At 68.5% G+C, this 20,059-nt stretch carries 20 protein-coding genes and 1 tRNA gene; 15 read left to right on the forward strand and 6 right to left on the reverse strand.

What is annotated here, in order from left to right:
• The first annotated feature begins 2 nt into the window (after positions 1 to 2).
• The 7 genes from RHM57_RS03270 to RHM57_RS03300 all read left to right on the forward strand — a co-directional run bounded on the left by RHM57_RS03270 (position 3) and on the right by RHM57_RS03300 (position 6,893).
• Entirely contained in the window at positions 3 to 1,079 is a 1,077-nt protein-coding gene (locus RHM57_RS03270; protein ID WP_322189588.1) for a hypothetical protein, read from the forward strand.
• Positions 1,080 to 1,204: 125 nt separating this feature from the next.
• Positions 1,205 to 2,308 (forward strand): WxL protein peptidoglycan domain-containing protein, encoded by a 1,104-nt coding sequence (locus tag RHM57_RS03275; RefSeq protein WP_166788267.1) that lies wholly within the window; start codon positions 1,205 to 1,207, stop codon positions 2,306 to 2,308.
• A 90-nt stretch (positions 2,309 to 2,398) separates the two neighbouring features.
• Positions 2,399 to 3,307, forward strand: a complete 909-nt coding sequence (locus RHM57_RS03280; protein WP_134563950.1) for a hypothetical protein — start codon at positions 2,399 to 2,401, stop codon at positions 3,305 to 3,307.
• 125 nt (positions 3,308 to 3,432) lie between these two features.
• Positions 3,433 to 4,179, forward strand: a complete 747-nt coding sequence (locus tag RHM57_RS03285; protein WP_322136239.1) for a hypothetical protein — start codon at positions 3,433 to 3,435, stop codon at positions 4,177 to 4,179.
• Positions 4,176 to 5,327: a sortase gene (locus RHM57_RS03290; RefSeq protein WP_241975207.1), complete on the forward strand. Its 1,152-nt coding sequence runs from the start codon at positions 4,176 to 4,178 to the stop codon at positions 5,325 to 5,327. Before RHM57_RS03285 ends, RHM57_RS03290 begins: the two co-directional genes overlap by 4 nt.
• Positions 5,328 to 5,613: 286 nt before the next feature.
• A complete protein-coding gene (locus RHM57_RS03295; protein WP_198413438.1) occupies positions 5,614 to 6,396 on the forward strand; it encodes a phosphate ABC transporter ATP-binding protein in 783 nt (260 codons plus the stop codon).
• Positions 6,397 to 6,482: 86 nt separating this feature from the next.
• Entirely contained in the window at positions 6,483 to 6,893 is a 411-nt protein-coding gene (locus RHM57_RS03300; RefSeq protein WP_322136237.1) for an arsenate reductase ArsC, read from the forward strand.
• Positions 6,894 to 6,972: 79 nt separating this feature from the next.
• On the opposite strand, the gene arsB is transcribed toward RHM57_RS03300, so the two are convergent.
• From arsB to arsD, 3 genes are read right to left on the reverse strand one after another with little or no spacing between them, the layout of a single operon-like run.
• Complete coding sequence (gene arsB, locus RHM57_RS03305) at positions 6,973 to 8,067, reverse strand: ACR3 family arsenite efflux transporter (RefSeq protein ID WP_134558193.1); 1,095 nt, start codon at positions 8,065 to 8,067, stop codon at positions 6,973 to 6,975.
• Between the two features lie 14 nt (positions 8,068 to 8,081).
• Positions 8,082 to 9,920, reverse strand: a complete 1,839-nt coding sequence (gene arsA, locus RHM57_RS03310) for an arsenical pump-driving ATPase (protein WP_322189589.1) — start codon at positions 9,918 to 9,920, stop codon at positions 8,082 to 8,084.
• 9 nt (positions 9,921 to 9,929) lie between these two features.
• Positions 9,930 to 10,358 (reverse strand): arsenite efflux transporter metallochaperone ArsD, encoded by a 429-nt coding sequence (gene arsD / locus RHM57_RS03315; protein ID WP_134448243.1) that lies wholly within the window; start codon positions 10,356 to 10,358, stop codon positions 9,930 to 9,932.
• Positions 10,359 to 10,452: 94 nt separating this feature from the next.
• Between arsD and RHM57_RS03320 the strand changes: the two genes are divergently transcribed.
• From RHM57_RS03320 to RHM57_RS03330, 3 genes are read left to right on the forward strand one after another with little or no spacing between them, the layout of a single operon-like run.
• A complete protein-coding gene (locus tag RHM57_RS03320; RefSeq protein WP_134448245.1) occupies positions 10,453 to 10,803 on the forward strand; it encodes an ArsR/SmtB family transcription factor in 351 nt (116 codons plus the stop codon).
• 34 nt (positions 10,804 to 10,837) lie between these two features.
• Complete coding sequence (arsM, locus tag RHM57_RS03325) at positions 10,838 to 11,596, forward strand: arsenite methyltransferase (protein WP_134563956.1); 759 nt, start codon at positions 10,838 to 10,840, stop codon at positions 11,594 to 11,596.
• A 47-nt stretch (positions 11,597 to 11,643) separates the two neighbouring features.
• Entirely contained in the window at positions 11,644 to 13,173 is a 1,530-nt protein-coding gene (locus RHM57_RS03330) for a CYTH and CHAD domain-containing protein (RefSeq protein ID WP_134558197.1), read from the forward strand.
• A 52-nt stretch (positions 13,174 to 13,225) separates the two neighbouring features.
• Here the strand turns inward: RHM57_RS03330 and RHM57_RS03335 are convergent, their stop codons facing one another.
• Positions 13,226 to 13,717 (reverse strand): MarR family winged helix-turn-helix transcriptional regulator, encoded by a 492-nt coding sequence (locus RHM57_RS03335; RefSeq protein WP_134448251.1) that lies wholly within the window; start codon positions 13,715 to 13,717, stop codon positions 13,226 to 13,228.
• Between the two features lie 125 nt (positions 13,718 to 13,842).
• On the opposite strand from RHM57_RS03335, the gene RHM57_RS03340 reads away from it, so the two are divergent.
• The 3 genes from RHM57_RS03340 (at position 13,843) to RHM57_RS03350 (ending at position 16,399) form a co-directional block, all read left to right on the forward strand.
• A tRNA-Gln gene (locus tag RHM57_RS03340) sits at positions 13,843 to 13,914 on the forward strand.
• Between the two features lie 82 nt (positions 13,915 to 13,996).
• On the forward strand, positions 13,997 to 15,421 hold the full coding sequence (gene glmU, locus RHM57_RS03345) for a bifunctional UDP-N-acetylglucosamine diphosphorylase/glucosamine-1-phosphate N-acetyltransferase GlmU (protein WP_134448253.1): 1,425 nt from the start codon (positions 13,997 to 13,999) through the stop codon (positions 15,419 to 15,421).
• A complete protein-coding gene (locus tag RHM57_RS03350) occupies positions 15,422 to 16,399 on the forward strand; it encodes a ribose-phosphate diphosphokinase (protein ID WP_134448255.1) in 978 nt (325 codons plus the stop codon).
• Between the two features lie 99 nt (positions 16,400 to 16,498).
• On the opposite strand, the gene RHM57_RS03355 is transcribed toward RHM57_RS03350, so the two are convergent.
• Positions 16,499 to 16,885: a hypothetical protein gene (locus RHM57_RS03355; protein ID WP_322136232.1), complete on the reverse strand. Its 387-nt coding sequence runs from the start codon at positions 16,883 to 16,885 to the stop codon at positions 16,499 to 16,501.
• Positions 16,886 to 17,003: 118 nt separating this feature from the next.
• Entirely contained in the window at positions 17,004 to 18,407 is a 1,404-nt protein-coding gene (gndA, locus tag RHM57_RS03360) for an NADP-dependent phosphogluconate dehydrogenase (protein WP_241975212.1), read from the reverse strand.
• A 360-nt stretch (positions 18,408 to 18,767) separates the two neighbouring features.
• Here gndA and RHM57_RS03365 point away from each other — a divergent pair, with 360 nt between their 5' ends.
• Positions 18,768 to 19,391: a 50S ribosomal protein L25/general stress protein Ctc gene (locus RHM57_RS03365; RefSeq protein ID WP_322189590.1), complete on the forward strand. Its 624-nt coding sequence runs from the start codon at positions 18,768 to 18,770 to the stop codon at positions 19,389 to 19,391.
• A gap of 49 nt (positions 19,392 to 19,440) precedes the next feature.
• A complete protein-coding gene (gene pth, locus RHM57_RS03370) occupies positions 19,441 to 20,022 on the forward strand; it encodes an aminoacyl-tRNA hydrolase (RefSeq protein WP_134448262.1) in 582 nt (193 codons plus the stop codon).
• Positions 20,023 to 20,059 lie beyond the last annotated feature (37 nt).

Consider the following 20,059-nt stretch of genomic DNA (forward strand, 5'->3'; position numbering starts at 1 on the left):
TCATGAAGCTCAACAACAAGCTCCGCTTCGCCGCCGTCGGCGTCGTCTCCCTCGCCCTCGTTGCCGGCGCCTCCATGGTCGCCTCGGCCACCACCCAGACCAACGGCTCCGCAGCACCCCTCTACCTCTACGACGGCAACGGCATTCCGCTTGTCGACGGCGCCAGCCTGGGGTGGGGCGATGACATGATCGGTTCCTCGGTCAACAACGACCCCAGCGGAGAGTTCGCCTGCCCCGTCGGCACCACCGGAATCTTCGCGTTCCTCTCGGCCCCCGGCACCGAGACGGTCCCTGGCACCTGGAAGGCATACGCCCCCCTCGGCTTCAACGGTGCCACCCTCAACGTGCTGAACCCGTTCATCACCCCGGTTTCGCTGTACAACGGCGCCCAGGGCGCCGCTAAGGCCGCCGGTGGAAACTACAGCCTCGGCATTGCCTGCACCAACCTGAACGGTGTTGCGGTCACCTCCGCGTTCTTCCGTTCGATCTCGGTCACGCCGGTGACCGGTGCCTTCACGGCCTCCGCCACGACCGACGTCGTCACGACGCCGACCGCCACCCCGACCCCGACCCCGACCGCCCCGGCCGGCACGACCGGTACCGTCGCTCTCGCGCCGACCACCGCGAACGCCACCAACGGTGCGCTCGCCCTCACGGTTCCGGCCGGCGCCGCGGCGACGTTCTCCGCTCCGTCGCTCGTGAACAACAAGTCGACCACGGTCGGTACCCTCGGTGCCGTCACGGTCAACGACGGCCGCGTCGTCTCCCGCAACGGCTGGGACCTGTCCGCGAACGTTGCGAACTTCGTCAACTCCACTGACGCGACCAGCACCATTAGCAAGATCCAGCTCGGCCTTGCCCCGTCGGTCACCGTTGCCGGCACCTCCGCGACCGGCGTCACCGCCGCCGCAGCCCAGGTCGCCGGTTCGGCGTCCTACCCGGCCGCCTTCGCCTCCGGCGCGGCAGCCAACACGGTCGGCGACAGCGTTCTCAACGCCGGCCTGACCTTCGTCGCACCGCAGGAGAAGGCGGCCGGCACCTACACGTCGACGCTGACCCTCACGGTCGTCTCGAAGTAGTAGCGCTACCCGAGTAGAGGGGGAGGGGCGGCGCCCGCGCCGTCCCTCCCTTTCCACCGCGCCACCCCGCATTCCGCTCCACCCCCAAGATTTCGGATCCGCCCGCAGAAAAGAGAACGCCGATCGTGATTCCCCGCCACTCCCTCTCCCGCAGCGTCGCCCTCGGTGCCGCCGGAGTGCTGGTAACCCTCGGACTGACCCTGACCCTCGGAGTCGCGGGTGCCTGGGCCGCGGACGGTTCCGACGGCATCGCCGGGGCCCCGTCGTCCAACGGCGGCGTGGACCAGGACCGATCGCGTTTCACCTACCAGGTCGATCCGGGCCAGGTCATCAACGACGAATACCTCGTCGAGAACACCGGTACGACCACGCAGGCCGTCACCGTCTACGCCACCGACGCGTACAACGCCGAGGACGGCACGTTCGCCCTCCTCGAAGGCAGTGAAGCCCCCAAGGATGCCGGCAGCTGGGTCACCTTCGAGAACGGTACCGGCCGTGTCTCGGTCACCCTGGAACCGGGCGCCCAGCAGGTGCTCCCGTTCACAATGAAGACCCCGGCCGATGCGAAGCCCGGCGACCACGCCGGCGGCATCGTCGTCTCGGCCCTCTCCCCGGCCGGGCAGGTCTCGGTCGACCGGCGCGTCGCCATCCGCCTGTATGTGCGCGTCAAGGGTCTCCTGCAGCCGGCGCTGACGATCAGCAGCATTGAATCCGCCTATGAGGGCAGCATCAACCCCTTCGCCGGCGACACGAAGATCCGCGTGAGCCTCACCAACACCGGCAACGTGTCCCTCGGGGCCAATACGGTCTCCCAGGTCAAGGGCATCTTCGGCATCCCACTGTCCGGGCTGACCGACCAGGAGATCTCGGAGATGCTTCCGGGAAGTTCCCGCACCGTGACGCTGACCGTCTCCGGCGTCGGCGCCTGGGTCTACCTCAACCCGCATGTCTCCCTCGTCGGCACGATCGACCCCGACGCACTCAACCCAGGAGCCCTGCCGACCGCGGAACGCGATTCGAGCCTCGTCGTGGTGCCGTGGGCCTTCCTGATCCTCCTTCTCGTCGCGGCCGTGACCTGGCTCATCGTGAGGCTCAGCCGCAAGCGCGACTCGGCCCGGGCTGCGGCGTGGATCGAATACACCGAGGCGGAAGCGCGCCGCAAGGCTCGCGAAGAGGCCCTCGTGGGCGCCAGCGCGGACGGCGCCGCCGCGCACAACCCGACACCGTAACCACTGCACTTCCGCACGCCTTGCTCCACTGCCCTGCAGTTTCACCCAGGCACCGCAGCTCCACCGCACCAGGATCCATCGGGGAAACACATGTTCCAACTGCCCATCCGTTCGACTCTCATAACCGGCGCACTGGTCGCCCTGCTGGCTCTGGTCGGGACGGTCTCCATCTCGTCCGTGGCGCAGGCCGATGACAGTGGGGTGGTTGCGCTCACGGTGAGTGTGGCCGACAAGCTTCCGAACGGGCCCGTCGAGATCCACTGTGTGCTCCCGGTCGGCTCGCGGGTCGATTCGGCGCCGGTGTTCGTCACCGTCCACGGGCTCAAGCCGTTTTCGCACGTCGAGGTCTGGGTGCACTCCACTCCGTTCCTGCTGATCAGCGGAAACGCCGACGCTGCCGGTGACTTCGCAGGCAGCGGCACCCTTCCCCCCGACCTCGAGGCCGGAGGACACACCATCGAGGTGATCGGCACCACGGCCGCGGACGACCCGTTCAGCCAGGTGGCGGCATCCTTCGCCGTGACGGACGCCGGAACAATCGGATCTGCAACGACGAGCGACACCAACGGCGTGCTCAGCCTCGTCGTGCCCGCCGCTGCCGTCGCCGCGTTCAATGCCCCGGTCCTGGTCTCGAACCGGTCGACGACCACCGGTGTCCTGGGCAGCTTCGCGGTCAGCGACTCTCGGGTGCTCACCCAGGAAGGCTGGATCCTGTCGGCCGATGTCGCCGACTTCGTGAACGCCGCGGACGGCAGCGTGATCGGTGCTTCCCAGCTCGGGCTCGCGCCGCAGCTGGTCAGCACCGACGCCACCGGGGTGAGCCTCGTCACCGCCCAGACCGCGGGTTCGGCGACGTATCCGATGAACCTCGCCGTGGCCGCCCCGGCCCAGACCGTGGGCACGACCGTGCTCAACGCCGGCCTCACTTTCGTCGCGCCGCCCGAGAAGTCAGTCGGCACCTACCGGTCCACCCTCTCCCTCACCCTCGTTTCCCAGTAGCCGGCCGGTCGCCGACTCTATCCTGTCGCGCTCGTACGGCACGGAATGAGCGAGGCTCGGTTTCCTGCTGTGTTTGCCTCTTGTTTGCCCGCCCGTCAGCTCGCCGAAACCTCGAATGGACTAACTTGACTGTGCTCACATCCGCTCACGCGCGCCTGATTCTGGTCGTGGCCCTCATCGCGTTCGCGCCGGTGGCGGGCCTGGCCGGACGCGCCATGAGTGCACAGGCGGCGACGGATGACCCGAACGGTGTGGGCATCAGCGTGGGTGTCGTCGGGCCGTCGAGCCGGGCGACGACAACCCCGGCCGTCACGAACCCGGTGAAACCCGTGGCCGTGCCCGCGGTGACCCAAACGACGATCAAGGACACCGCCGCCGCGGCCTCGGCGCTCGGCGCGAACCCGACCAAGATCGCGGGCGTCTTCTACGTGAGCGGCCTCACGACGCGCATCGATTCTGAGGCCGGGCCGGGCGGCGGCACCATGGTTCTCGACTTCACGATGCGCAACATCACGGATGCCCCGATCACCTCGAGCCTGCGCTTCTGGCTCGACAACGCGGTCGACCTCCCCGTCGCCATCGTCGACAAGGTCAGTATCGACAGCCTCGCCCCCAATGAGACCCGCACCGTCTCGGCCACCATTCGGGACGTCGGCCAGTGGGCCTGGTTCAAGGGTCACGTCACCATGACGCCTCCCGCGGACATCGGCGGCACGGCGCTCTCGCCCGTCACCCGGGACTCGTTCAGCATCATCCCGCCCTACTTCGCCCTGATCGCGCTCGCGATCGCCGGCACGCTGACCCTGATCCTCCGCTTCGTGCTCCTCGTACCGCGGCCCACCCCCAAACTCGCGGAAGAGGTGGCGTCATGACGACAGCCAGGCTGCCCCGTCGTCCCCAACGCCCCACGGTGCCGAAGGTGCCGAGAATGCCGCGAGGCTGGGTCCCGCCGGTTTCGCCCGGCGTTTCCGAGATGCAGGCGGTCCACCCCCTCGCGGGACAGTCCGCGGGACCCCGGGACTGGTCACCGCCCGGCCCGGGCACTCTGGGCGGTGGTGGCGGACTCCCCGGCACACCGCCGGAGCGCGGCCGCCAGGGCAAGCCGCCGAAACCACCGAAGATCCCGACGCCGCCGCGGCGTAGCCCGCCGCCCCCTCGGCCGCCGGTCGTGCTCACCCAGCGCGACCAGGTCATCCGCTCGACCCTGGCGATTCTCGCCATCCTCATCTTCGGGTTCCTCGCCAACCTGACTGTGCTCGGCCAGCTGCAGCACATCGTGTCCCAGCAGCAGCTCACGAACACCTTCCGGTACGAGCTCGCCCAGGGAACGGCCCCGGTCAGCGAGGGCACCGTCGACAAGGTGCTGCTCACCTCCGGCACACCCGTGGCCGTGCTCGACATCCCCTCGATCGACGTGCACGAGATCGTCGTCGAGGGCACAGACTCCGGCACCCTGCGCGCCGGCCCCGGCCATCGCCGCGACACGCCGCTACCCGGCCAGTCCGGCATCAGCGTGCTCATGGGCCGCGCCGCCGCCTACGGTGGTCCGTTCGCCCGGCTGCAGGAACTGCGCCCCGGCCAGCAGTTCACCGTGATCACCGGCCAGGGCGAGCAGACGTTCTCGGTGCTCGGCCTGCGCTACGCCGGCGACCCCGCACCCGCAAGCCTCGGTGCAGGCAAGAGCCGACTGATCCTCGAGAGCGCCCGCGGGCCGGCCTACGTGCCGAGCGGCGTCGTGCGCGTGGATGCCGAACTCGTCTCCGAGACGAAGCCCGCCGGCAAGCGCCAGACCACCTTCGCGACCCTGCCCCTGCAGGACAAGGAACTCGCGACCGACACCACAACGGTGTGGGCCCTCGTCTTCGCCCTGCAGTTCCTGCTGGTCATCGAACTCGCCGCCGTCTGGGCGTTCCGCCGGGTCGGCCTCCGCAAGACCTGGATCGTCTTCCTTCCGGTTGTCACTGTCGGGGGGCTCTTCGTGGCCGACCAACTCGTGCGCCTCCTCCCGAACCTGCTGTAGTCCCGAACCTGCTTCAGTCCCGAAACTGCTGTAGACCAATGAAACGAGTGTCATGACCGACAATGTGCAGAACGACGAGCTCACCCAGGTGCTGCCGCCGGTGAAGGGACCGGTCCGGCGTGACCGCAAGCAGCGCGCGCAGGCGAGGACCGAGGCCCGGCCCGAGGTCGTGGCCGACGCGCCGGTCAAGGCTCCCCGGCTCGGAGGCTTCAGCGCGCCCTGGCTGAAGCGGCCGTCTGCCGCGGATGCCGGGGTCTACGCGAGCTTCAGCCCGCCGGTGCGCGAGATCGCACCACTCGCAACCCTCGAGGGCCGCAACGTCTCGGCCTGGTTCGGCGAACGCCAGGTGCTCGACCGGGTCAACCTCACCATGCCGGCCGGCATCATCACCTCCCTGATCGGCCCGTCCGGCTGCGGCAAGTCCACGTTCCTGCGCATCCTGAACCGGATGCACGAGCTCGTGCCGTCCGCGAGCCTCGCCGGTGAAGTCCTCCTCGACGGTGAGGACATCTACGACCCCGAACGCAAGCTCGTCGACGCCCGCAAGAGCATCGGCATGGTGTTCCAGAAGCCCAACCCGTTCCCGGCCATGTCGATCTACGACAACGTCATCGCCGGGCTCACCCTCACCGGCAAGCGTGCCTCCAACGATGAGAAAGACTTCCTCGTCGAGAGCTGCCTGACCAAGGCCGGGCTCTGGAAGGAGGTGCGCGACCGGTTGCGCGCGCCCGGTTCCGGACTCTCCGGAGGGCAGCAGCAGCGTCTGTGCATCGCGCGGTCGCTCGCGGTGACCCCGCGCATCCTCTTGATGGACGAACCGTGCTCGGCCCTCGACCCGACTTCCACGCGGGTGATCGAGGAGACCATGCTCGAGCTCGCCCACGAGGTCACGATCGTGATCGTGACGCACAACATGCAGCAGGCACAGCGCGTGTCGCAGAACTGCGCGTTCTTCCTCGCCGCCCAGGGCACGCCCGGCGGCATCGTGGAGCACGGGCCGACCGACGCCATGTTCGGCAACCCGATCGACAGCCGCACCGCCGACTACGTCAACGGCCGTTTCGGCTAGCCCCGGCCGGGTAAAGAAACGATGGGGGATTCTCAAAGCATAGACAAACGTCTATACTTTGAGGACATCGAGAGTGAGGAACCCCCGTGTCTGAGAAGCCCACCGTCCTGTTCGTCTGCATCCACAATGCCGGTCGCTCGCAGATGGCCGCCGGCTATATGCGCGCCCTGTCCGGCGGCGCCGTCGAGGTGCGCTCCGGCGGCTCGGAGCCGGGTGACCAGATCAATTCGATGGCGATCCAGGCCATGAGCGAAGAGGGCATCGACATCTCCCAGGCCGTTCCGCAGCTGATGACCACCGAGCAGGTGCGCGAGTCCGACGTCGTCATCACCATGGGCTGCGGCGACGTCTGCCCGATCTTCCCCGGCAAGCGTTACGAGGACTGGGAGCTCGTCGACCCCAAGGGCAAGAGCATCGACGAGGTGCGCCCGATCCGCGACGACATCAAGGCGCGCGTCGAGGCCCTCCTCGCCGAGCTCCTGCCCGCGAGCGTCTAAGCCGACGGCCTCGACGGGTGCCGCTGCTCGGGTGGCCACTTCGGCCTGCGCTCTTGGCGGGATTCGTCGTGGTTGAGCGCTAGCTGCGCGGCGCCGGGAACAGGCGGGGCCGGAGCCAGAGCGCCACGTAGACGAGGGCGACGAGGACGGGGACCTCGATCAACGGGCCAACGATGCCCGCGAGGGCCTGACCGCTGCCGGCACCGAAGGTGCCGATCGCGACCGCGATCGCGAGCTCGAAGTTGTTGCCCGCCGCAGTGAAGGCGAGGGTCGCGGTGCGCTCGTACGGCAGGCCGATGAGCTTCCCGAGCAGGAAGCCGGTGAGGAACGTCACAAGGAAGTAGACGAGGAGCGGCAGGGCGATGCGGGCGACGTCCTGCGGCCGGTCGATGACCTGCCTGCCCTGCAGGGCGAACAGGAGCACGATCGTGAAGAGGAGCCCGTAGAGGGCGAACGGCCCGACCTTCGGCAGGAACCGGGCCTCGTACCAGTCCCGGCCGCGGGTGGCCTCGCCCACCCGGCGGGACAGGTATCCGGCCAGGAGCGGGATGCCGAGGAACACGAGCACGCTCGCCGTGATGGCCCAGATCGAGAAGTCCGCGCTCGTGGTGGACAGGCCGAGCCAGGCCGGAAGGATCTGCAGGTAGAACCAGCCGAGCGCCGCGAAGGCGAAGACCTGGAAGACGGAGTTGATGGCGACGAGGAAGGCGGCGGCCTCGCGGTCCCCGCAGGCTAGTTCGTTCCAGATCAGCACCATCGCGATGCAGCGGGCGAGGCCGACGATGATCAGCCCGGTGCGGTACTCGGGCAGGTCGGGCAGGAAGATCCAGGCGAGCGTGAACATCAGCGCGGGCCCGACGAGCCAGTTCATCACGAGCGACGAGACCAGAAGGCGCTTATCGCCGGCCACGGCGCGGGCATCCGAATACCGCACCTTCGCGAGCACCGGATACATCATCACGAGCAGGCCGATGGCGATCGGCACGCTGACCGAGCCGATCGTGAACGCGCCGAGCAGCGTGCCGATGCCGGGGGCGGCGACCGCGAGCAGGAGGCCGAAACCCATCGCCGCGAGAATCCAGACCGGGAGGAGCCGGTCGGTGAACCCGAGACGGGCCGGAGCGGTGATCGGGGTGGCGACGGATGGAACGGTCGGGGTTTCAGGGAAGGGCATGGGGCTCCGCACCATCAGAAAATGAATAGACGAACGTCGATATGACGCGTTCCCACTCTATCGACGAATGTCGATTCACGGTCACCGTGCCGGTTGGGGGCTGAGTGCGCGGTCAGTGCCGCCAGCTTCTCCTTTCCGATGGGCTCCGCCGGCAGGAGGGCGACGATGGCCATTCGATCCGCGAGGAGACGCACCCGGTCGATCTGTTCGACCTCGCTCGAAGCGCGTGCTCGAAGGAACGGTGACGCCGGGCGGGCCGCGGCCAGGGAGGCGTTGACGACCCAGGCCCACGGGTGGATGCCGGCACGTTCGAGGTCGTCCTGCAGACCTTCGGCCTCGAGCACCGGGGTCGTCTCCGCGAGGGTAACCAGAATGACCTTGGTCAGGGCCGGGTCCTGCAGACGCATCAATGGTGTCGTGAACGGAAGCGAGTCGCCGATCTGCCGCGCCATTTCGCGGTGATAGGAACCGGTCGCATCCAGCAGGAGGAGCGTGTGCCCGGTCGGGGCGGTGTCGACGACGACGAATTTCCGGCGCGACTCATGGACGACCCGGGAGAACTGCTGGAAGACGGCGACTTCCTCGGTGCAGGGGGAGAGGAGGTCCTCGGCCAGTGCCGCGCGACCCTCCGCGTCCAGGGCCGTGCCCTTGGTGGCCATCACGTGGTCGCGATACGTCTGCACGGCCAAGGCCGGGTCGATACGGGACACCGCGAGCCCGGGCACGCTGCCGTGCAGGGTCTCGGTGAGGTGAGCGGCGGGGTCGGTGGTGGTGAGGTGCACGGCGTGGCCGCGTTCGGCGAGTGCGACCGCGATGGCCGCGGCGATCGTGGTCTTGCCCACCCCGCCCTTCCCCATGCAGAGCACCAGGCCGTGGTCGTCCCGTTCGATCGCATCCACGAGGGCCGCGAGCGGGGCGTCGGGGAGGGGTTCCCCGGCCTCAACGATCTCGTCGGATTCGCCCGTCCCGGCGCTCGCCGAGAAGAGAGACTGCAGCGCCGGGATGCCGACCATGTTGGCGGCCTTGAGCTCGAGCACGTCCAGCGGGAGGCGGGAGAGAGCGGCGGGCATGGCGGCCAGCGCGGCTCCCTCGCGGGCGCGGACGGCCCGGGTGAGGTCCTCGTCGCCGGCGGCAGCGGGCAGCAGTCCGTTGACGACGACGAAACCGCCGACGATGCCGATCTGATTCAGCTCGAGGTAGGTGCGTTCGATTTCGGCCAGCGAGGATGCCTGCGCCCGGGCGACGAGGACCAGTCGCGTACGCGCCGGGTCGGTCAGCGCGGCGACAGCGGCGGCGTACATCGAACGGTGCTTGTCGAGCCCCGAGAGCGGGCCGAGGCAGGACGGGTCGCCTTTGCCGGCCTCGAGAAAGTCGGTCCAGGAGCCCGGCAGCTGCAGCAGGCGGATGGTGTGCCCGGTCGGTGCCGTGTCGAAGACGATGTGGTCGTACTGCCCGAAGACGGCTTCGTCGGCGAGCAGGCCGGTGAATTCGTCGAAGGACGCGATCTCGGTCGTGCAGGAACCGGACAGGCCCTCGATGATGCCAGCGAGTTCGTCCTCCGGAAGCAGGCCGCGCACGGGCGCGACGATGCGCTCCCGGTAGGCCGCTGCGGCCTGTTCCGGGTCGATCTCGAGGGCGGAGAGGCCGGGCACACTCGCGAGGGGAGTGACCGTGTTGCCGATCGTCAGGCCGAATACCTGGCCGACGTTGGAGGCGGGGTCGGTGCTGACCAGCAGCACCTTCCTGCCCCGGCCGGCGAGGTCGAGGGCGGTGGCGCAGGCGACCGAGGTCTTTCCGACGCCGCCCTTGCCGGTGAAGAACAGGAAGCGGGGTGGGTCCTCAAGGAATCGCATCGGGGCGGCTTAGCAGCAGCCGGAGGCGCCGCCGCAGCATCCGCCCGATTTTGCGGTGAGGCCCAGCTCGGACCGGGCCGGCTCGACCTGCGACGCGACCGTCGACGCGACCTTCGACGCGACGTTGGACGAGTCACCGAGGCCGGCGAAGCCGAGCAGTTCGTCGCGGCTCGGATAGGTGCCGGTCGCGACGGTGACGCCGTCGACGACGGTCAGGGGGAGGCCCTTCGAGCCCACGGTGTGCATGAAGCCGCGGACCGTCTCGTCGGTGGTGAAGGCGGTCGGGTCGGTGGCGAGGTTGTGGCGTTCGATGTCGGCGCCCAGGTCCTTGAGCCGGCGCACGTCGGCGGTCACGGTGACCAGGGATGCGTCGGTGTCGGTTCCGCAGACCCCGGACTCGCAACACAGGGCCGGCTCGTAGATTCGAATGGCAGCCATCTCGTACTCCTCAATTCACTATATCGACATTCATCGATACCCCCAGTATGACCCTCTATATCGACAAGTGTCAATACGCGACTATGCTGGGCCCATGTCGATCACCTCCCTGCTCCCCATCGCCTCGCGTGGCGCGTGCTGCGCGCCGCTCACGCGCGAGACGCTCGCCGCGGCGGATGCCGTTGACCTCGCGCGCTCGCTCAAGGCCCTCGCGGACCCGACCCGGCTGCGCCTGATCTCGATCGTGGCCGCATCCGAAGGTCAGGAAGCCTGCGCCTGCGACCTGACGGCACCGGTCGGGCTGAGCCAGCCCACTGTGTCCCACCACCTCAAAGTCCTGACCGACGCCGGATTCCTCAGCCGCACCCAGCGCGGCAACTGGGCCCATTTTGCGCTCGTACCCGGCGCGCTCGACTCGGTCGCGCGGCTGCTGACCAGCGCATGACCTCGCAGCGATCATCCGAAGGAAGGAACCACCCATGACTGAAAAGACAGACATCACCGAGCTCGTCCGCGAACGCTACGCCGCCGCGGCGCTGCAGCTCACCGACGTGTCGGCTGCATCCGGCTCGTGCTGCGTTCCCACCGACCTCGGGAACGGCGACGTCTTCGGATCGGTCCTCTATACGGGCGGGGAGGGGTCCGAAGTGCCCGAGGAAGCGCTGCTGGCGAGCCTCGGCTGCGGCAACCCCACGGCGGTCGCCGACCTGCGCGCCGGCGAAACCGTGCTCGACCTCGGCTCCGGAGGCGGCATCGACGTGCTCCTCTCCGCGCGGCGGGTCGGCCCCACCGGTTTTGCATACGGCCTCGACATGACCGACGAGATGCTGTCCCTCGCCCGGGCCAACGCGGACAAGGCCGGCGCCACGAACGTCGAATTCATCAAGGGCCGGATCGAGGAGATCCCGCTGCCCGACGCATCCGTCGACGTCATCATCTCCAATTGTGTGATCAACCTCTCCGCCGACAAGACCGCCGTCATCACGGAGATGTTCCGGGTCCTCAAGCCCAGCGGGCGGCTCGGGATCTCCGACGTCGTCGCGGAGGACCACCTCAGCGAGCAGGACCGCATCGAGCGCGGCAGCTACGCCGGCTGTATCGCCGGCGCGCTCTCCCACCGGGAGTACCTCGACACCCTGGCCGGGGCGGGATTCACCGGGATCAGCGTCGACTACACCCACGAGGTCGCCCCCGACATGCACGGCGCCATCGTCAAGGCGGTCAAGCCCACCGTCTAGCCGCGTGTGGCGCGGGCCGGGAGGCGCCCGGGCGTACACTGTCGGGCATGAATGCCGTGGATTTTTCCGAGGTTGAGCGCAAATACGACGTCGACGCGGCATCCGTTCTCCCGCCGCTGCATGAGCTCCCCGGCGTGACCTGGGTGGATGCCCCTGTCGACCAGTCGCTCGACGCCGTCTACTTCGACACGGCCGACCTCACCCTTGCCGCGCACCGGATCACACTGCGGCGCCGCACCGGCGGGGACGACGCCGGCTGGCACCTCAAGCTCCCGTCCGGCGTCGACGGTCGCGGCCCCGACGAACGCCGCGAGGTGCACGAACCCCTCGGCAGCGACCCCGAGCTCGTGCCGGCCGGCCTCCAGCAGCGGGTTCGCGTCCTCGTGCGCGACCGGGTGCTCGTGCCCGTCGTGCGGCTCCGCAACCACCGGATCGTGCACGTGCTGCGCGGGGACAACGGCGCCGTGCTCGCCGAGGTCTGCGACGACAGTGTCCTGGCCGACCGCCTCGGTGTCGACCCGCTCCGCCAGGAATGGCGGGAATGGGAGATCGAACTCGTCGACGGCGCCCCCGAGCTGCTCGACGCCGTCGCGGAGGCCTTCGCCGCCGGGGGAGTCCGTCGCGCAGGCTACCCCTCGAAGCTCGGCCGTGCCCTCGGCGACCGCATTCCCGCAGCCCCGCCGGCCCCACCGGCGACGCCGACCCGGTCGAGTACGACGGGGGCCCTGCTGCTCGCCTACCTCGACGCCCAGATGCGGGTACTCGTCCACCAGGACCCGCTCGTGAGGCGCGACGACGCCGAAGCCGTGCACCAGATGCGGGTCGCGACCCGGCGGATGCGCTCGGTGCTGGCCACCTATCGCGACCTGCTTCCGAACGGGCTGGCCAACACCCTCGGGGACGAACTCCAGTGGATCGCCCGTGTGCTCGGCGCCGCCCGCGACAACGAGGTCCTGCACCACAACCTCGCCAGGTCGCTCTCGTCCGAGCCGGCGAAGCTCGTGGTCGGGCACGTCAGGAAGCGCCTGGACGCGCACTTCGCGGCCGACCTCGCCACGGCGCAGCAGGCGGCGGATGTCGTGCTCGACAGCCCACGCTACTTCCGGCTGCTCGACGCACTCGACGCCCTCATCGCGGAGCCGCCGTTCACCGCGCTCGCGAAGAAGTCGGCCAAGTCGGTGGTACCTGGTCTCGTCAAGCGTGATGGCGCCCGACTGCGCAAGGCCGTTCGCGACGCTCGCGCCGTGCCGCAGGGCCCCGATCACGACGCAGCCCTGCACGAGGTGCGCAAGATCGCCAAGCGCCTGCGGTATACGACGGAGTCTGCGCTCATCCTGAGTCCGAAACGTGCGGCCAGGCTTGTGGCCGCCGCCCGACTGGTCCAGGACATCCTCGGCGAGCACCACGACAGCGTCGTCGCCCGCGGGGTGCTGCTCACCCTCGGCATGCGCGCCTTCATCGACAATGAGAACTCGTTCACGTACGGCCGCCTCCACGCGACCGAACAGTTCCGGGGTGCGCACCTCGAGAGCCGGTTCCGGTCGGCGTGGAAAAGCTTCCCCAAGTCCGTGCTCTGACGCCGTCGACCCCGGTCAGGGCTCCGCCGCGATTCTTGCGGTGCGCGCGAGCTCAGTCGAAGTCAAGGCTGAGCTTGCGCAGCAGGGAGGCGAGGCGTTCGCGTTCGCTGGCCGTGAGCGTCGCGAGCAGCTCGGCCTCGGCGTCGACGAGGCGGGTGATCGCGGCATCGACCCGGATCAGCCCGTCGGGGTTCATCACGACGAAGATGCCGCGGCCGTCGTTGGGGTCGGTGCGCCGGGTGACGAGGCCGCGCTCGACGAGCCGGTCGATCCGGTTCGTCATGGTTCCGCTCGACACGAGCGTCTGTTGCAGCAGCGCCTTGGGGCTGAGTTCGTACGGTGCGCCCTCGCGGCGGAGCGCCGACAGCACGTCGAACTCCCACGACTCCAGTTCGGAGCGGGAGAACGCGGTGCGCCTGGCCCGGTCAAGGTGCTTGGCGAGGCGACCGACCCGGCTGAGCACCTGCAACGGGGCGAAATCGAGGTCCGGCCGCTCGCGCAGCCAGGCATCCACGATGCGGTCTACTTCGTCATTGCCGGGCATCGTCCTATTATCCGGCCAGCCGGGGCATCCGCCTGCACAGCACGGGTCATCGGTACGCCCGGCTGCGCGCCGCAGCCGATACTTCTGGCAGACTTATCAGCGTTGGTCGGCTCCGGCCGGCGAATTCCGCCGTGGTGTAATGGCAGCACGACAGCCTTTGGAGCTGTTAGGTCCAGGTTCGAGTCCTGGCGGCGGAGCCGTAGATCATTACCAGTGCTGCATTCCAGTGGCGCCCGCACCCGGTCTTCCCGGCCGGCAACACAGAAGCACGAGGACCCCGTGACCGATTCCCGTCTCGCCATCGTCGTCCTGGCCGCAGGCCAGGGCACCCGGATGAAATCCGCGACTCCCAAGCTGTTGCACCCCCTCGCCGGGCTGCCCATCCTCAGCCACGTGCTCGCGACGGCATCCGCGTTGAACGCCGCGCACGTCGTGACCGTCGTGCGCCACGAACGCGACCGGCTCGTCGACATCGTCGAGGCCGACCTGCCCGAGAGCATCGTCGTCGACCAGGACGAGGTCCCGGGAACCGGCCGGGCCGTCGAGCAGGCCATCGAGGCCCTGCCCGCCGACTTCGAGGGCGACGTGCTCGTCGTCAGCGGCGACGTTCCCCTCCTGAACGCGGCGACCCTCGCGAGCTTCATCACCGCGCACCGCGAACGCGCCGTCGCGGCGACCGTGCTGTCCGCCTTCCCCGACGACTCCACCGGCTACGGCCGCATCGTGCGCGACGAAGCCGGAGCCTTCGACCGCATCGTGGAACAGAAGGACGCCAGCCCCGAGGAACGCCTGATCACGGAGACGAACGCCGGCGTCTACGTCTTCGGCATCACCGAACTGCGTGCGCAGCTCGCCCGCATCACGACTGAGAACGTCCAGGGCGAGAAGTACCTCACCGACGTGATCGGCCTGCTCCGCGAGTCCGGCTCCGATGTGCGCGCCGTTCCGGTAGCGGATGCCTGGCTCGTGGCCGGCATCAACGACCGGGCCCAGCTCGCCGAGTCCGCCCGGCAGCTCAATGCGCTCATCGTGCGCGGCTGGCAGCTCGCCGGCGTGACCGTGCAGGACCCTGCGACGACCTGGATCGACCTCGCCGTCACGATCGCGCCCGACGTCACGATCAAGCCGGGCACCCAGATCCTCGGGGCGACGGTCATCGAGACCGGCGCCGTCGTCGGACCGGACACGACCCTCGTGGACTGCGAGATCGGCGCGAACGCCGAGGTGAAGCGCACGGACGCGACCCTCGCGGTGATCGGTGCCGGCGCATCCGTCGGCCCGTTCTCGTACCTGCGGCCCGGCACGATTCTCGGCGCGGACGGCAAGATCGGCACCTTTGTCGAGACCAAGAACGCCGTCATCGGCGAGGGCAGCAAGGTGCCGCACCTGAGCTACGTCGGCGACGCGACGGTCGGTGTGCACTCCAACATCGGGGCGGGGACGATCTTCGCGAACTACAACGGCGTGACGAAATCGCCGAGCGTCGTGGGGTCGCATGTGCGCACCGGGTCGCACAACGTCTTCGTCGCGCCCGTTAGGATTGGGGACGGGGCTTACACCGGTGCCGGTACCATCGTCCGCAAGGACGTGCCGGCCGGAGCTTTGGCTCTCACCGTGGCCCCACAACGCAATATGGACGGCTGGGTTCAGACCAACCGCCCGGGAACCGACGCGGCGGAAGCCGCGGCTAAGAGCGGAGACTAGGTGCCTGGAATCAATGCCAGCGGCGAGAAACGACTTGTATTGGTTTCGGGGCGAGCACACCCGCAACTGGCACTGGACATCGCCAAGGAGCTCGGTACCGAACTCGTGCACACCGACGCACGTACCTTCGCGAACGGCGAGATCTACGCCCGTTTCGACGAGAGCGTGCGCGGCAGTGACACCTTTGTGATCCAGTCGCACACCAACCCGATCAATGAATGGCTGATGGAACAGCTCATCATGGTCGACGCGCTCAAGCGGGCCTCCGCCAAGCGCATCACGGTTGTTGCGCCGTTCTACCCTTACGCCCGCCAGGACAAGAAGGGCCGCGGCCGCGAGCCGGTATCGGCCCGCCTCGTCGCCGACCTGTTCAAGGTCGCCGGCGCCGACCGCATTATGTCGATCGACCTGCACGCCGCCCAGATCCAGGGCTTCTTCGACGGCCCCGTCGACCACCTCTTCGCGATGCCGGTGCTGCTCGAGCACTTCCAGGAGAAGCTCGACCCCGCAACGCTGACCGTGGTGTCGCCCGACATGGGCCGCGTCCGCGTCGCCGACATCTGGAGCGACAAGCTCGGCGCCCCCCTGGCGATCATCCACAAGCGCCGTGACCCGCTGGTGCCGAACCGCGTCTCCGTGCACGAGATCGTCGGTCAGGTCTCCGGTCGCGTCTGCCTGCTTGTCGACGACATGATCGACACCGGACGCACCATCGTCCTCGCCGCCGAGGCACTGCGTGCCGCCGGAGCGATCGGCGTCGTCGTCGCCGCGACCCACGCCGTGTTCAGCCACCCCGCGCTCGAGCTGCTGCAGAACCCGGCGATCACCGAGGTCGTCGTCACCGACACCCTGCCGATCCCCCCGGAGAAGCGCTTCCCGACCCTGACCGTTCTGCCGATCGCCCCGCTTCTGGCCCGCGCGATCCACGAGGTCTTCGACGAGGGATCCGTCACGTCGATGTTCGAGGGCGCCGCGTAACCCACGCTGCCCCGACCGACGGATGCCCCGCTCACCCGAGCGGGGCATCCGTCGTTAACCGCCGCGACACCCTGTGGGGCGCGCACGGGCAGCGGATGCCTAGGCCGGCACGACCGGTGGGCCGAACCCCGGCGCGCGGGGGATCAGGCCGAGCGAGATCACCCAGGTCTCCCGCTCGTGCACGTCGATCGCGTAACACTGCCAGCCGAACCCGCCGGGCCCGGCCAGGTCGAAGCGCGCGGTGGACCCCTCCGCGAGCGGGTAGTAGTGAGCGACCGCAACGGAGCACGCGTTCGTGGCTGTGACGGATGCGATCTGCATCGACGTGAGGATCCCCGGCACGATCAGCGTCACGAGCCCGAGCACGACGGCGAGGCGCATCACCAGCAGCATCCGCCTGCTGCGCAGCGGCCGCGCGCTGTCGTGCGGCTCATACCCGGCGAGCTCGGGGTACTCGTGCTGCTCGCTACCGTCGTCGTCGTTCATCGTGGGGTCCAGTATCGCAAATTGCGCTCCCATTCTCCGCGAGAGCGTAAAAAGTGCCCCTTCCCGCAGCGGGAAGGGGCACTTTTTACGCTCTCGCGGAGAGAGGTGGATGCCGCGACTAGTGAGTGGAGGCCTCCGTGGCGATTTCGGTGCGGTCGCCCGACCACAGGGTGTGGAACACGCCGGGCTTGTCGACGCGCTTGTATGTGTGCGCTCCGAAGAAGTCGCGCTGGCCCTGCACGAGGGCGGCGGGCAGACGTTCCGCGGCGAGCGAGTCGAAGTAGCTCAGGGCCGAGGCGAAGCCGGGAACCGGGATGCCCGAAAGCGCAGCGGTCGAGACGACGCGACGCCAGGCCGACTCGCCGGCGGCGACGGCCGCGGCGAAGAACGGGTCGACGAGCAGCGTCGGGATCGACGGGTCGTTCGCGTAGGCATCCACGATGCGGTTCAGGAACTGGGCGCGGATGATGCAGCCGCCGCGCCAGATCGTGGCGACGGCGCCCTTGTCGATGCTCCAGTTGTACTTGGCGGCACCGGCGATGATCTCGTCGAAGCCCTGCGCGTACGCGACGACCTTCGACGCGTAGAGCGCCTGGCGCACGTCGTCGACGAAGGTGTGGCCGACGACGGCGATCTCGGGGCGGGCGCTGATCGAGGCGCGCACCGGTCCGCGCTGCTCGGGGTGGCTCGACACGGCGCGGGCGAACACGGCCTCCGCGATTCCGGCGACGGGCACGCCGAGGTCGAGCGCGTTCTGCACGGTCCAGACGCCGGTTCCCTTGGAGCCGGCCTCGTCGAGGACGATGTCGATGAACGGCAGTCCGGTCTCGGCGTCGACCTGGCGGAGCACCTCGGCGGTGATCTCGATCAGGTAGCTCTCGAGGTCGCCCTTGTTCCACTCGGTGAACACGTCGGCGATGGCGGCGGGGGAGTGGCCGGTCACATGACGGAGCAGGTCGTACGCCTCGGCGATGAGCTGCATGTCGGCGTATTCGATGCCGTTGTGCACCATCTTGACGAAGTGGCCTGCGCCGTCGGTGCCGATGTGGGTGACGCACGGCACGCCGTCGACGACGGCGGCGATCGACTCGAGGATCGGGCCGAGGGTCTCGTAGGCGAGCGCGGAGCCGCCGGGCATGATGCTCGGGCCCTTGAGCGCGCCCTCTTCGCCGCCGGAGATGCCGGCGCCGACGAAGTTGATGCCGGTCGCGCTGATCGCCTTTTCGCGGCGGATGGTGTCGTGGAAGTCCGCGTTGCCGCCGTCGACGATGATGTCGCCGGGCTCGAACAGCTCGGCGAGCTGGCTGATGACCGCGTCCGTGCCCTTTCCGGCCTGGACCATGATGATGGCGGTGCGCGGGCGGCTCAGCGACGCGACGAAGTCCTCGATGGTCTCCGAGGCGACGAAGCCGGCCTCGGGGTGTTCCGTCATGAGGGTCTGGGTGCGCACGTACGAGCGGTTGTAGACCGCGACGGTGTTCCCCTCCCGGCTGGCGAGGTTGCGGGCGAGATTCGAGCCCATCACCGCCAGTCCGACGACGCCAATATTTGCCTGTGCTGTACCGGTTTCGGTCACGTTCGCTCCTTCAAAATGGTTGGTCTAGAACCATGTTCAAGGTTAGTCGGTCGGGCTGGGCACCTGCCCGACGGGGGCGGGCGGATGCTGGTGCAAGGTTCCCGCACACTCCGCTAGGCTTAGCAGTTGAACTTCGGCGAGGGCTGCCAGGCGTGTCACGCACGCTCGGCATCCGTTATCGACGCGGCGAAATGCTTCACGGCCTTTCCTCACGCGACACGCGTTCGAGTTGAACCAGCACCCATACGCGCGGCCATCGGCTGCGCAACTGATCTGGGCCGTAGAGGCCTGACAAGGAGACACATCATGGCTGAGGCCAAGGACAAAAAGGTCATCGACAACAAGATCGATGCCGACCTGCGCACCAAGTTCGGCAAGGGTGCGGCCCGCAAGCTGCGCGTGCTCGGCAAGATTCCGGCCGTCATCTACGGCCACGGCACCGACCCGGTGCACGTTGCACTTCCGTCCCACCAGATCGGCCTGATCCTGCGTCGCGCCAACGCGGTGCTCGAGCTCGAGGTCAACGGCGAGACCCACCTGACCCTCGTCAAGGACGTCCAGAAGGACCCGGTCCGTCAGATCATCGAACACCTCGACCTCATCGTCATCCGCAAGGGTGAAAAGGTCCAGGTTGACGTCGCCGTGCACCTGACCGGTGAGATCATCGCCGGAAACGTCATCGACCTGGACATCAAGAGCCTGCTGCTCGAGGTCGAAGCGACCAACATCCCGCAGAACATCGTTGTCAACGTCGATGGCCTCGACGAGGGTGCCCAGATCAAGGCCGGCGAGATCGTCCTTCCCGACGGTGCCGTGCTCATCTCCGATGCAGACGCCGTCGTCATCAGCGTGCACCTGCCCGAGGCCGAGGAAGAGGAAGAGGCCGTTGCCGACGCCGAGGCCGTTGTCGAGGAAGCCCCCGCCGAGTAGCATTCGCTTCACGCTTTCTGCCTGATCTCGTCGAACAAGGAGGATTTCCCTGGACGAGAATCTCTGGCTCGTAGTCGGGCTCGGTAACCCCGGGCCCGACTACGCCGGAAACCGCCACAACGTCGGCCACATGGTGACCGCCGTGCTCGCCGACCGACTGTCGGCGAATTTCAAGACCCACAAGACCAACTCGACGGTTGCTTCCGGGCGCAGTTTCCCCGGGGGCCCCGGGCTCGTGCTCGCGACGCCGAACACCTATATGAACGTGTCCGGCGGACCGGTGGCCGCCCTGCTGCGGTTCTACTCGCTCGAACCGGATCGCCTGATCGTCGTGCACGACGAGCTCGACCTGCCATTCGACACGCTCAAGATCAAGGTCGGCGGCGGTCACGGGGGCCACAACGGGCTCCGCGACATCATCGCGGCCATCGGCACGAAGGACTTCGTGCGTATCCGCCTCGGCCTGGGCCGCCCGCCCGGTCGCCAGGCGCCGGCCGACTTCGTGTTGCACGACTTCTCCAAGGTCGAGCGCGAGACCCTGCCGAACCTGCTCGAAGACGCAGCGGATGCGATCCAGCTGATCGCGGCGGAGGGCGTCACCGTCGCCCAGCAGAAGTTCCACGCGCCCTGACCCGCCCGCGACAGTGACCGTCCGCGACAGTGACCGT

Origin of the sequence: Cryobacterium sp. 10S3 (genome assembly GCF_034344045.1) — a bacterium.
Taxonomy (GTDB): domain Bacteria; phylum Actinomycetota; class Actinomycetes; order Actinomycetales; family Microbacteriaceae; genus Cryobacterium; species Cryobacterium glucosi.